This is a genomic window from Flavobacterium sp. (assembly GCF_047602195.1).
Lineage (GTDB): Bacteria > Bacteroidota > Bacteroidia > Flavobacteriales > Flavobacteriaceae > Flavobacterium.
In genome coordinates this window covers 57968-70575 of sequence record NZ_JASGHW010000002.1, presented here as the reverse complement: position 1 = coordinate 70575, position 12608 = coordinate 57968, and the positions used below count along the sequence as shown (strand labels likewise).

Genomic DNA, 12608 nt, shown 5'->3' with positions numbered 1-12608 from the left:
TCACAATAAATGCTTAACATCCACAATTTATCGGTTTCTTTCGGCGGTACTTTTTTGTTCGAGGAAGTCACGTTCCGATTGGGCGCCGGTGACCGTGTCGGGCTCGTCGGAAAAAACGGCGCAGGCAAGTCGACCATGCTCAAGATTCTCGCAAAAGATTTCGCCCCTGATTCGGGCAGTATCGCCACCGAAAAAGAAGTCAAGATCGGCTTCCTGCGCCAGGACATCGATTTCGAACACGGAAGAACGGTGTTGGAAGAAGCCTACCAAGCCTTTACCGAAATCAAGGCCGTGGAGAAAAAGCTCGAGCAAATCAACCACCAACTCGTCACGCGCACCGATTACGAGAGCGAGGAATATTCCCAAATTATTGAAGATTTATCCGATTACACGCACCGTTTCGACCTGCTCGGCGGTTACAATTATGTAGGTGACACCGAAAAAATTCTGCTGGGGCTCGGTTTCAAACGCGAAGAATTCAACAACCAAACCGATACGTTTTCGGGCGGTTGGCGCATGCGTATCGAACTCGCCAAATTGTTGTTGCAATCCAATGACATCCTGCTTTTGGATGAGCCCACGAACCACCTCGACATCGAATCGATCATCTGGCTCGAAAGTTTCCTAAGGAATTTCCCCGGAGTCGTCGTTATTGTCTCGCACGATAAGATGTTCCTCGACAATGTGACCAACCGTACCATTGAAATCTCGCTGGGTAAAGCCTACGATTTCAACAAGCCGTACACCCAATATTTGGAACTGCGCAACGAGATTCGCGAAAAGCAACTCGCCACGCAAAAGAACCAACAGAAGAAAATTGAGGAAACCGAAAAGTTAATTGAAAAATTCCGCGCCAAAGCTTCCAAAGCCTCAATGGCGCAATCGCTGATCAAGAAACTCGAAAAGGTCGAACGCATCGAAGTCGACGAAGAAGACACCTCGGTGATGACCATTTCGTTTCCCGTATCCAAAGTGCCCGGAAAAGTCGTCATCGAAGCCGAACACGTGACCAAAAGCTACGGCGACAAAACGATTCTCAAAGACATCAACTTACTCGTCGAACGTGGTTCCAAAATCGCCTTTGTCGGACAAAACGGCCAAGGCAAATCGACTTTCATCAAAGCCATCGTACACGAATTTCCATTCGAAGGCACGATCAAATTAGGCCACAATGTCCAGGTCGGCTATTTCGCCCAAAACCAGGCCGAATACCTCGACGGCGAAATCACCCTGCTCGAAACGATGGAAAATGCCGCCAACGATACCAACCGTTCCAAAGTACGCGACATGCTCGGTGCCTTTTTATTCCGCGGTGATGATGTCGAAAAGAAAGTCAAGGTGCTTTCGGGAGGCGAACGCAACCGTTTGGCGTTGTGTAAACTGTTGTTGCAGCCCATCAACGTGCTCGTGATGGACGAACCCACGAACCACCTCGACATCAAATCGAAAAACGTTCTCAAAGCTGCGCTCCAGAAATACGAAGGTACGTTGTTGCTCGTCTCGCACGACCGTGATTTCCTGCAAGGCATGTCGAGCATCGTCTACGAATTCAAGGACCAAAAGATCAAGGAATATTTGGGCGATATCAATTTCTTCCTCGAACAGCGCAACCTCGAAAACATGCGCGAGGTCGAGAAGAAAGACGTGGTCAAAAAAGAAGCGCCCAAGGAGCAGCCCAAACTGTCCTACGAAGACCAGAAGAAAAACAAGACACTGCAAAACCGCCTGAGCAAAGTCGAAAGCCAAATCGCCCAGCTCGAAAAGGACATCCAGAACGACGACAAAATGCTCGCCTCGAATTACGACAAGCACATCGAGGACGCCCATTTCTTCACGGCCTACAACAAGAAAAAGCAGGAGCTTGAAAAACTGCTCGAGGAGTGGGAAAATGTGCAGTTAGAAATAGAAAATTCATAAATAAAGATGGCCACGAATTCACGAATTTTTCTCAAATAATTCGTGAATTCGTGGGTTAACTTTTGGGCGCAATCTGTTACAACCAAACCCCGTTCAAGGCTTTCGCCTCGATGTCTTTCGCAAACAAAGGCGTTTCCTCGGCGTTGTGGAGGGCGACATTGCGTCCCATGCGCATTTTGACCGAAGCCAGATCGGTCGCATTGACCGCCACAAGCATTTGGGCGAATTGTTCGGTCTGTAAGATCACAACGCGGTTGCTCAATTCACAGCTTCGGTCGGAAACGGCTTTGACGCTCACTTCCCAAACCACGCCCAAGGTCGTATTGCCCATGGCCGAGAACGAATCTGAAACCGATTGCACGCGGCACAATTGTTTTTCGCTGATGTCTTCCACATAATGTTGGATCAACAACGTATCGGCGACTTTTTCGACATTGAGCGACATGCGTTTTCCATCCGGCGTGAAACTGCTGCCTGCGGCCAAATGCGATTTCGAGCACGAGCGGTATTCGTCGCTTTTGAGCGTAAACAACCATTCGGTCAGGTTGATGTGGCCAATCGGTGCGTGGATGAGCGCCTTGGCGGTACTTTCTGCAAGCATTTCCATAATCAGGATTGTATTTCGTTGATGAAAGCCTCGGTCGAAAAAAGTGCGTGGCCATAGGCCGGAAAATTGGTCTCGACAGTCACTTCGATTTCTTTCCAATTGAAGGCCGCGATGCCGTCCTTGATCAAGGTCACATGATAGCCGAGCTCGACGCCATAACGCGCCGTCGAATCGATACAGGTATTGGCACGCATGCCTGCAAGTACAATGTGCTCGATGTCGTGCATGCGCAACAGGAAATCGAGATCGGTGTTGGCAAACCCGCTGCCGGTCCAGTGGTTTTGCGCAATCAGGTCATTGGGTTGCGGTTGGAGTTCGGGATGGAATTCGGCGCCCCAACTGCCTTTTTCGAAAAGCGTGGTGTTTTTGCTGCCTTCGTGCGAGGGCGAACGGAATTTCCAATTCAGGTAATCGCCCGCGGTGGTGTGGTGGTGCGGCGCGTAGATGATCTGGATGTTGTGTTGGCGTGCGGCAGCAATCAAATTTTTGAGGTTCTGGACCAGTCCGATTCCTTCGACCGTTTCTTTGGTCACGGGATACAATTTTCCGCCTTCGGACAGGAAATCATTGAACGGGTCGACCAAAACCAAGGCTGTTTTTTTGAGGTTGTAAATGCTCATGGGATTTCGTTTTAAGATGATTCCAGAAACGATTCCAAAGTGTGTGCCTTTGCAGCAATGCCTTTGATGGTAAGGGTTGGTTAAAAATAGACTGTCGGTATTTCGCTGACGGGATACCGAATCGCGAAATATCAGGAAATTAAACCGATGCGTTTCGAATGCGCGATCGCTTCGCTGCTTTCGGCAAAATAACAAGTCGCCACGTTGAGGCTTTCCATGTTCTGCAATGCCTTGATGGCTTTTGGTTTCTTGTGGCTACCGGTTTGGCGGATGTACACCGCCTTGACGTTGATCGGAAAGATCTTGCAGATGTCTTCATACAAAAACGGGTCGGCCTGCGAATCGTCGCCGAGCAAAGTGTAATTGAGGTGCGGGTAAAACTCGAGGATGTGCTTGATTTTTTCAAACTTGTGGTTGTGGTCGCCCCGGCCGGTGATGAAGAAATCGGTCAGGCTCGTCTTGATGTCCTTCAAAAGCAACACCGCGCGCGGCAGATCGTGCAGTTCGGTAAAATCGATGATGAAACGGTACAGGTTCCATTCGCTGCTCGACACGTAGAAAAAAGCATTCTGTTCTTCTTTGTTGTTACGTCCGGCCGTACTCAAGGCTTGGTAATGCGGGACCACGTTTTCGAAGATTTTTCGGCCACGCAGGTTGCGGAACAGCAAAATGTAGAGCTTCTTGAACGGATTGCGCGTATGCGAAACCAAAAAAGTGTCGTCAATATCCGAAATGAAACCCAGATTGCCTTCAAACGGCCGGATGAAACTGCCTTTGCCGATGATTTCTTCCTTGTTGTGGAACAGGATCACGCGGTAATCCACCCAGCCGTGGGCGGGCTCATTCTTGAGCGGGATCGTAAATTTGAAATAACCGTCGCTGAGCGTTTTGGTATGGATCCGTTGTCCGTTGAGTTCAAGGTACACATCGGCGTTGGCCTGCGTCTTGATGCGGAACATCCGGATTACGGAGCGCGCATTGCGGAAATTCTTCTTTTGGAAATCGTATTCTTCCTGTGTCGTTGGCCGAAATACATGTCCCATCACAATCAGTTCTTCTTCGTTGGCATAACCGCGGTATAATTTGAGTATGGGCTTCATGAAATGTTAAAGGATTTTGTACTGACCTTCTAATTTAGCTAAATTTAAACAATAAAAGAAGCGATTCCGTGAAAAAGAATGTCCTCATGGTGGTCAATCCCATTTCGGGCGATGTCGATAAATCGGCCATGGTTGACGCGGCCCAATTTTTTGCCGAAAAAGAAAAGTACAGTTTTATACGCTATGAAACCACGGGAAACAACGACTGCGACCAAATCAAGTCACTTTACCAGCAACACCATCCACAACGCGTACTCATTGCCGGTGGGGACGGGACGATCAAAATGGTCGCCGAAGCGCTCGAGGAGCAGGATGTCATTTTTGGGATTTTACCGGCAGGTTCGGCCAATGGCCTATCGGTCGACTTGAACCTGACCAACAACCTCGAGGAAAATCTCGAAGTCGCTTTTGGCAAACAGTTCATGGAAATGGACATGGTGTGCATCAACAACAAGAAAAGCCTGCACTTGAGCGACCTCGGGCTCAACGCACAGCTCGTCAAGAACTACGAAAACAGCGAGACGCGCGGGATGCTCGGTTATGCGTTGCAGGCCATCAACACATTGCAGGAACAGGATCCGCCGTTCATGGTGACGGTCGAAGCCGACAATCGAAAACTGGAATGCGAGGCACGCATGGTCGTTGTTGCCAATTCACAGAAATATGGCACTGGCGTCACCATCAATCCCAATGGACTTATGAACGATGGCAAGTTCGAAATCATTCTCCTCAAGAATCTCGATGTCATTGTTTTCGGCAAAATCATTACCGGGAATATGCCTTTGGATACCGGCGATGTCGAAATTTTAACCGCCGAAAAAGCCACAATTACAACCAATGTTCCTGTACATTTCCAGATCGATGGCGAATATGTGGGCGAAGAAACCCATCTCGACATCCATATTTTGCACCGTCAGATGAAGGTTGCTGTTCCTTAAACCTTGAACGGATGGCGTTGCTGCCAAACCATTTCGGGTTCGAAATACTGGAACAGTTTCGATAGGAAACGATTGGCCAACGGATTGCTGTGCTGGATGAAACCAAACATCGGAACCGGCTCGGCACCGACCGAACTTTTGATTTCCAATGCCGTCCGTGCAAAAATAATCCGCGAAAATCCTTTGTTGATCGAGTAGGCGATCATATCGTAGAGCATGTTCAGGTAGAGCATTTTCTCGCGCTGGCAATTCTCGGCATAACCGAGGAAGTAAGTGTCGATGTCGTCGCCGTTTTTGATCAAGGTATTGAAACCCACCAATTGGTCATTTTCAAAATAACCATAAAATAGGAATCGATCGCCGAGCTGTTTCTTGAATTCCGTAAAATGATTTTTGGGCAGATAAAATGTGTTGAACGGCGCATTCTGTGCGACAGTCAGGTACAATTGGTAGATCGTTTCTTCGTATTGGACAATGTCCTCGAGCGGCATTTTTCTCTTGGCCAGACCTTCGGATTTCTTGCGCGCGCGCTTGTATTGGTCGCGGTATTTCTTGAGCAGCGCATCGATGTAATGGTCGAACGATAACCAATCTTTGCGAATATTGAAAACCATATTGGGTTGGGTGCTGAAGCGATAAAAGGAATCGAATTCGTGTACTTGTGATGTCGCAAATTGTGGCGCGTAAAAATCTTTCCAAACCGTCAAATGCGTCTGCAATCCTTGTTGGCGCAATTCTTTCTTGATTTGGCGTGCCGCTGAATGCAGTGTTTTAAAACCATCGACTTGCGCTATCTTTTCAGAAAGCAAAAACGCATTTTGTCCCGTCAGCATATTGTTCCCGATGAACAAGACCTTTCGAGCTGAAATTCTTGAAAACCACATTCCTGACTTTGGTCTTGAGACACGAATCGCGGTCTCCAAACGATTCCACTTCGCTCAAATCGAGAAATTGCGAAAGCGCGATTCCTACAAGTTCATTATTTTGAAACAACCCGATGAAATGGCAACGCATGTTTTCGGGCGCGGCATTTTCAAGGACTTTGAGGTAAGACCGGCTTAGGAAAATATTCTTTTCGGCCAATGCATCCCAATCGGCCGGAAGTTGGTCGGCCCTAGTGAACAGGGTAAAGGATAATGTGGCGTCCAATGGCGGTGGATTTTTAGCTGTGTGCGGCCAGTCGGCCTGGTGTCAAATGTAATCAAATAAAAACCAAAGAAAATCATAAAAAAAACCGCCCTGAAAGCGGTTTTGACTGTTTTTCGGTTCGGTGCTATTGCCAGGCACAAACGATACCGCCCATGAGCATACAGCACACTACCCAATAACCGCCCGAGACCAAAGTGTATTTCCAGCTTCTTCTTTCAAACAAGGCGCCGGTGCCCACGACGGGAAGTGCAAAAAACAACCCGGCCATGAATCCGTGTAGCATGCCGTGTTTGAAGGTGCGATAGGTCTGGCCGTATGCCTGCATGTAGTTGTCAAGCACCGATGGATCGACGCCCTTGATGTCAAAAGCCGCCGAATAAGCGCCTACTTGGTGAATCACGAAAGCCTGCAATACAAAGGCAATCAGGAAACCGTAAACGACGGTCATGCCAAAGGTAAGCGCCATGTTGGCTCCCCGGGCTTTTTCTTCGGTCATGCCCGATTCGCGCATCCAGATGTTGCCGAAAACTTTCGGATTGTACCAAATGAATCCGACCACCAGCGTAGACAAAGCCGCTGCGATGAGTGCGTAAAAATTGAAATGCATAGTTTTAGTTTTTAGGATTAGTGTACCAAATATACTAAAATTTAAAAACCCTAAACGCTTAATTATTAGTAGGATGAAACTGCACCAAAAAACCATCGACGAAATGCGTGTTTGTAGGAAAAGTATCTAATAAAAATCATAAATAATGCATTTCATCGATTTTATTTGCACATTATCGACAAATATACCTACTTTTACCCCGTAGAATTTTAATAACCCCTACTTATGAAAAATATTACTACACTACTGATGTTATTTCTTGCGACTTCTGCCGTAATGGCAAATGTATCTCCGTCTGAAAAGGAGGCTTTGGTTAAATTATACAAATCGACCAATGGCGAGCAATGGAAAAACAAATGGGACCTCAATACACCGGTTACTTCTTGGTACGGTGTGAAGGTACAAAACGACAAGGTAATTGGTTTGGATCTTTCAGACAATAAACTCGCAGGAGAATTGCCGTCTGAAATCAGCAACCTGGCCAATTTGCAAGACCTCAAATTGTTCAAGAACGGTTTGACCGGAAATATTCCGTCGACCATCGGAAATATGAAAGCATTGCGTTCGTTGAACCTCGCGTTCAATAAATTGACGGGAACGATTCCGGCTTCTATCGGCAATGCAACGAACCTGCAAACTTTGGAATTGTACATGAACCGATTGACAGGCGAAATGCCGGCTTCACTCGGAAACTTGAAGCAACTCAAAGTATTGTCTTTGTACAACAACGAAATCTCAGGAAACATCCCGGCTTCGGTTTACGGCATGACTTCCTTGAAAGTGTTGTTGCTCAACAGCAACAAGATCACAGGCAAATTGAGCAAGGAAGTAGCCAACCTTTCGAACCTCGAAAACCTGAGCCTTTTTGAAAACAACATGGACGGACAAGTGCCGTTCGACCTTGAAAAAATCCACGGACTCAAAGAAATGAACATCTCTTACAACATGTTCAGCGGATTGGTTTCAAGAAACCTCGCGCAACTCGACACGCTCAACATGACGATGATCAACGAGCAAGGCGTAGCCGCGGTACTTCCGGTGCAGGCAGACAAGAATTCTGCTCTGGCCGCTGACGACGAGTAATAATTTTTTTCATAGAATAATCGGCAAGAGCCCTGCTTTCCTGAGCGGGGCTTTTTCTTTGGCTTAAAAAAAAGAAACCCGGGCTCGTCTCACTTCGGAACCCGGGATTTCTCCATCAATCAATCATCAATCTAATTCATGCGCGCCTGGGCGCACAATCATCATTATTGTTTAATAAACTGCAATTCGATGAGCAGTTTCACTTCTTCTCCTACCAAAACACCACCGGTCTCGAGTGCCGAGTTCCAGTTCAGGCCCCAGTCCTTGCGGTTGATTTTTCCGCTCAAAGCAAACCCGGCTTTGGTGTTGCCCCATGGGTCTTTCATCTGTCCGCTGTATTCGGCAGCCAAAGTCACTGGTTTGGTGAAACCGTGCAAAGTCAAGTCGCCTGAAATTTGGTATTCGCCTTCATCTTCTTTCTTTACAGAGGTCGCTTTGAATTCAATGGTTGGATATTTCGCCGCGTCAAAGAAATCAGCGCTGAGCAAATGCCCGTCGCGGTCGGCGTTTCCAGTTGAAATCGAATCGATCGCTCCGGTGAATTCGATGTCGGCGTTTTCAAAATCATCGCCTTCGGCTACAATAGCGGCATCAAATTTTTGGAATTTTCCGGAAACGTTGGTAAACATCATGTGTTTTACTTTAAATCCGATTTCTGAGTGTGTCGGGTCGATGACCCATTTTGTTGTTGACATAATATTCGTTTTTTTAATTAATAAGTATTCAATAATTTTTACAGTACAAAGTTCGGTCGGGATTTCTCGCTGTGCATTGAACTAGGACAAGAAATGATTTGGAGTACCTGGGCGCCTGAGAAGCGGAGTGTCTGAGCTTTTTTTTTTGGGCGTGTCCCTGCGGGTCGGGCTGTCCGCGGTGCGCGGCACCTTGCTTCCATCCCTCACGCGGCCATCATGTAAGAACGACGTCCTGGTTCTTGGTCCTGGCAGCGCAGCGGTCTTTGCTCTCAAAGCATCATCGGCACGTCCATCAGCAAAATCTCCGCATCGGCCGAATCGGCTTTGATGGATAATTTATCCGTATCCCAAATGCCCAAACCGTCGCGCTGGTTGAGCGCAATTCCATTGATAGTGAAATCACCTTTGATCACAAAAGCATAAACGCCATTGCCAGTTTTCTTGATCGCGTAATCCGTCCCAAAATTCTGGTCGAAATGTCCCAAATGAAACCACGCATCCTGGTGGATCCAAATGCCTTCGTCATCTGCACTCGGCGAAACGATCTGCTGCAATTTGTTCTTGCGGTCGTTGTTGTTTAGCGTAATCTGGTCGTAACGCGGCGATACATTGCGTTTGTTCGGGTACACCCAAATCTGCAGGAACTTGGTCAATTGGTCTTTGTTCTTGTTGTATTCGCTGTGGTAAATCCCCGTCCCGGCGCTCATGCCCTGAATGTCGCCCTTGCGGATCACGGCCGTATTGCCCATGCTGTCCTTGTGCTCCAAATCGCCCTCGAGCGGAATCGAAATGATTTCCATATTGTCGTGCGGATGCGTCCCGAAACCCATCCCCGCATCGACACGGTCGTCGTTCAAGACGCGCAATACACCAAAATGCATGCGGTCGGGGTTGTGGTAATTCGCAAAACTAAAAGTATGGTGCGAGTCGAGCCAGCCGTGGTTCGCATGTCCACGCGTCGCTGCCTTGTGCAAAACCGTATTTTCGGTAACCTTCGAATCGGTCGCAGGCAAATGATTAAAACCGATCGGCTCGGGCGCCTTGATCTCGTCGATGTCATTTTTGAGTACATCGCCCAGTGCGGCCGCAGTGACAAACATCCCGGTTCCCATGAGGCCTTTTTTGAGGAATTCTTTTCTGTCCATGTTGTTTCTTTTTGTTGAGACAAAGTTCGGACAGGAATTTTCGGTGGGCATTGAACTAGGACAAGAAAGATTAAAGACCGTTTTGCTGATAGCGCCAAGAGCAAAGACCGCTTCGCTGCAAGAGTTGGTCAATATAATTGTTTGGGCGTGCCCCTGCGGGTCGGGCTGTCCGCTCTATCTTTTTTGTTTTGCAAACAAAAAAGGATGTCGCTTCCATCCCTCACGCATTCCGGCACACATCAGAAAATCGAAATCCACCGAAACAATTTTGTATATTTGAATGTAAGTATTTAAAAATTAGTAATATGCGATTGATTTTTTACTTTGTACTGTCGGGCTGCCTGTTGTTGGGCTGTCGGAAAAAAGAAACTGTCGAGCAAAAGCCGGAAGTCAGCTCGCGCTACCATTGCCGGCCCCAAACCAGTGACAAAGACTGGTATACCTCTGGAAAGAAGGCGCCCAAGTTCAAAGGTTTGGAAGGCATTGCCTTTCCCATTTCGACTAAGAATCCGGAAGCACAAACCTATTTCAACCAAGGTCTCATGTTGGCTTATGGGTTTAACCACGCCGAAGCCGCGCGTTCTTTTTTCGAGGCGACCCGCATCGACTCCACCTGCGCGATGGCCTTTTGGGGTTATGCCTATGTGCTGGGCCCGAATTACAACGCCGGAATGGAAAAAGACCATTTCGAACGCGCCTACACCGCAGCACAAACTGCTTTGCGTTTATCCGAAAAGGCGACACCCAAGGAAAAAGCACTGATCAAGGCGTTGTCGTTCCGTTATGCCAAGCCGGCACCCGAAGACCGCAGCGCACTGGACATCGCCTATTGCCAAGAGATGAAAAAGGTTTACGAGACTTATTCATCCGATGCTGATGTCGGCGCGTTGTATGCCGAGTCCTTGATGGATTTGCATCCGTGGGATTTGTATGAAAAAAAGACCAAAAAACCCAAACCTTGGACGCCTGAATTGCTGGCCGTGCTCGAACATTTGATGCAACTGCACCCCAAACATCCAGGTGCGCACCATTTCTACATCCATGCCGTCGAAGCATCGGCACAGCCCGAAAAAGGATTGCCAAGTGCGCGGTTGTTTGCCAAACTGGTACCCGGTTCGGGACATCTGGTGCACATGTCGTCGCACATTTACATCAATACGGGCGATTACCATTTGGCGACCTTGGCCAACCTGGAGGCGGTCAAAATCGACAGCACTTACATCACAGCTTGCCATGCGCAAGGTGCTTATCCGCTGGCTTATTATCCGCACAATTCCCATTTTTTGTCGGCGACGGCCACCTTGGAAGGCGATTCGAAACACGCGTGGATGGCGGCCAAACAGGTCCAATCGAATACCGCCAAAGACATCATGAAACAACCCGAATGGGCCACTTTGCAGCATTACTATACGATTCCGTATTACGTGGGCGTCAAGCTCAAGATGTGGGACACGATTTTGGCGATGCCAATGCCTGAAAAGCAATTGATTTATCCGAGGGCCGTGTTGCATTATGCGCGAGGCATGGCTTATCTGGGCAAAGGCAATCGGGCAAATGCGGTAAAAGAACTAGACGCCTTACAAAAGCTTTCCAAAGAATCTGAATTGAAAAGCCTCACCATCTGGAACATCAATACCACTTACGACTTGATCCAAATTGCCGCCAAAGTTTTGGCCGCCGAAACCTTCCAGCAAGCCAAACAATATGAAAAGGCACGCGCCTTATTTTATGAAGCCATCGCGCTCGAAGACCAATTGAATTATGACGAACCGCCTGATTGGTTTTTCTCGGTGCGCCACGAACTGGGTGCGTTGTTGATCAAAACCGGAAAATATGAAGAAGCCGAAAAAATCTACCGCCAAGATTTGCAAATCTGGCGCGAGAACGCTTGGGCATTGGTTGGTTTGTACCACGCGCTCGACAAACAAGGCCAAAAGGAGGAGGCCGGTAAGGTCAAGATCAGATTCGATAAAGCTTGGCAGTATGCCGACATCCGTATCGATTCTTCAGGCGCGTTGTAGCGAACTTTTCTTAATGTTTGGCCATCTTGGCGCGCACCTTCGATAAGAACTCGGGCGAAATGCCCAGATAGGAAGCGATGTAATGCTGTGCCACGCGTTGCGGAATCGTTGGGTATTGGTCGAGGAAATCCTGGTATTTTTCCATCGCCGATTTGGCAATGGTGCTGAACAATCGGTTTTGCGTCACGGCCAGGTTGCGTTGCATCAAGATGCGGAACGCACGTTCGAAACGCGGCGCACGCAAAAAAAGCGCTTCCTTGGTTTCGGGCGTAAAAGTGAGTAGCTCGCAATCTTCGAGGGTTTCGATAAACACACGGCTGGGTTTGTTCTCGTAAATGCTAAAGGAAATGTCGCTGATCCATGAATCTTCGACGGCAAACTGCAGGATGACCTCAAAACCGTTTTCGTCGATGTAATAACGGCGCAGGCAGCCCTTGACGACAAATGCCTCGAAGTTGCAGACTTCGCCTTCGTGCAGCATAATCGTTTTCTTGGGGACGAATTGCCGCTCGAGCAATGAATTGAGTACATCGAGTTCTTCTTCGTTGAATGCGACGTAACGCGAAATGGCTTTATTGATCTGGTCAAACATGGCTTAAATTTTTACCGCAAAGTATGCGAAGTTCACGCAAAGTTAAGAAGAATTCTTTGCAGGTCTTTGCGAAAACCTTTGCACGCTTTGCGGTTAAATGAAAATTATTTTTAACTATCTTTGCAGTGCGATAA

13 protein-coding genes are annotated in these 12608 nt (G+C 47.9%); 4 read left to right on the top strand and 9 right to left on the bottom strand.

Going from position 1 to position 12608, the window contains the following annotated elements; genetic code table 11:
• Window positions 1-9: 9 nt before the first annotated feature.
• Window positions 10-1917 (top strand): ABC-F family ATP-binding cassette domain-containing protein, encoded by a 1908-nt coding sequence (locus QM717_RS01295; RefSeq protein ID WP_415034051.1) that lies wholly within the window; start codon window positions 10-12, stop codon window positions 1915-1917.
• A 76-nt stretch (window positions 1918-1993) separates the two neighbouring features.
• Here QM717_RS01295 and QM717_RS01290 read toward each other — a convergent pair whose 3' ends face one another.
• From QM717_RS01290 to QM717_RS01280, 3 genes are all read right to left on the bottom strand, one after another.
• Entirely contained in the window at window positions 1994-2524 is a 531-nt protein-coding gene (locus tag QM717_RS01290) for a hypothetical protein (RefSeq protein WP_415034049.1), read from the bottom strand.
• Between the two features lie 2 nt (window positions 2525-2526).
• A complete protein-coding gene (locus QM717_RS01285) occupies window positions 2527-3144 on the bottom strand; it encodes an isochorismatase family cysteine hydrolase (RefSeq protein ID WP_415034047.1) in 618 nt (205 codons plus the stop codon).
• A 131-nt stretch (window positions 3145-3275) separates the two neighbouring features.
• Window positions 3276-4244 (bottom strand): App1 family protein, encoded by a 969-nt coding sequence (locus QM717_RS01280; protein WP_415034045.1) that lies wholly within the window; start codon window positions 4242-4244, stop codon window positions 3276-3278.
• Window positions 4245-4312: 68 nt separating this feature from the next.
• On the opposite strand from QM717_RS01280, the gene QM717_RS01275 reads away from it, so the two are divergent.
• Window positions 4313-5182: a diacylglycerol/lipid kinase family protein gene (locus tag QM717_RS01275; protein ID WP_415034043.1), complete on the top strand. Its 870-nt coding sequence runs from the start codon at window positions 4313-4315 to the stop codon at window positions 5180-5182.
• Here the strand turns inward: QM717_RS01275 and QM717_RS01270 are convergent.
• The 3 genes from QM717_RS01270 to QM717_RS01260 all read right to left on the bottom strand — a co-directional run bounded on the left by QM717_RS01270 (window position 5179) and on the right by QM717_RS01260 (window position 6938).
• Entirely contained in the window at window positions 5179-6015 is an 837-nt protein-coding gene (locus QM717_RS01270) for an 8-amino-7-oxononanoate synthase (protein WP_415034041.1), read from the bottom strand. The genes QM717_RS01275 and QM717_RS01270 overlap by 4 nt on opposite strands.
• Window positions 5981-6331 carry a hypothetical protein gene (locus QM717_RS01265; RefSeq protein ID WP_415034039.1) on the bottom strand — a complete coding sequence of 117 codons (351 nt, stop codon included), beginning with the start codon at window positions 6329-6331 and terminating at the stop codon, window positions 5981-5983. Before QM717_RS01265 ends, QM717_RS01270 begins: the two co-directional genes overlap by 35 nt.
• Window positions 6332-6455: 124 nt before the next feature.
• A complete protein-coding gene (locus QM717_RS01260; protein WP_415034037.1) occupies window positions 6456-6938 on the bottom strand; it encodes a DUF1761 domain-containing protein in 483 nt (160 codons plus the stop codon).
• Window positions 6939-7163: 225 nt separating this feature from the next.
• On the opposite strand from QM717_RS01260, the gene QM717_RS01255 reads away from it, so the two are divergent.
• Window positions 7164-8021 carry a Two component regulator three Y domain protein gene (locus QM717_RS01255; protein WP_415034035.1) on the top strand — a complete coding sequence of 286 codons (858 nt, stop codon included), beginning with the start codon at window positions 7164-7166 and terminating at the stop codon, window positions 8019-8021.
• Window positions 8022-8185: 164 nt separating this feature from the next.
• Here the strand turns inward: QM717_RS01255 and QM717_RS01250 are convergent, their stop codons facing one another.
• Both QM717_RS01250 and QM717_RS01245 read right to left on the bottom strand, forming a co-directional pair.
• Window positions 8186-8716, bottom strand: a complete 531-nt coding sequence (locus QM717_RS01250; RefSeq protein ID WP_415034033.1) for a YceI family protein — start codon at window positions 8714-8716, stop codon at window positions 8186-8188.
• Window positions 8717-8985: 269 nt separating this feature from the next.
• A complete protein-coding gene (locus tag QM717_RS01245) occupies window positions 8986-9861 on the bottom strand; it encodes a pirin family protein (protein WP_415034031.1) in 876 nt (291 codons plus the stop codon).
• 305 nt (window positions 9862-10166) lie between these two features.
• Between QM717_RS01245 and QM717_RS01240 the strand changes: the two genes are divergently transcribed.
• On the top strand, window positions 10167-11882 hold the full coding sequence (locus QM717_RS01240; protein WP_415034029.1) for a tetratricopeptide repeat protein: 1716 nt from the start codon (window positions 10167-10169) through the stop codon (window positions 11880-11882).
• A 10-nt stretch (window positions 11883-11892) separates the two neighbouring features.
• On the opposite strand, the gene QM717_RS01235 is transcribed toward QM717_RS01240, so the two are convergent.
• On the bottom strand, window positions 11893-12474 hold the full coding sequence (locus QM717_RS01235) for a Crp/Fnr family transcriptional regulator (RefSeq protein ID WP_415034027.1): 582 nt from the start codon (window positions 12472-12474) through the stop codon (window positions 11893-11895).
• Window positions 12475-12608 lie beyond the last annotated feature (134 nt).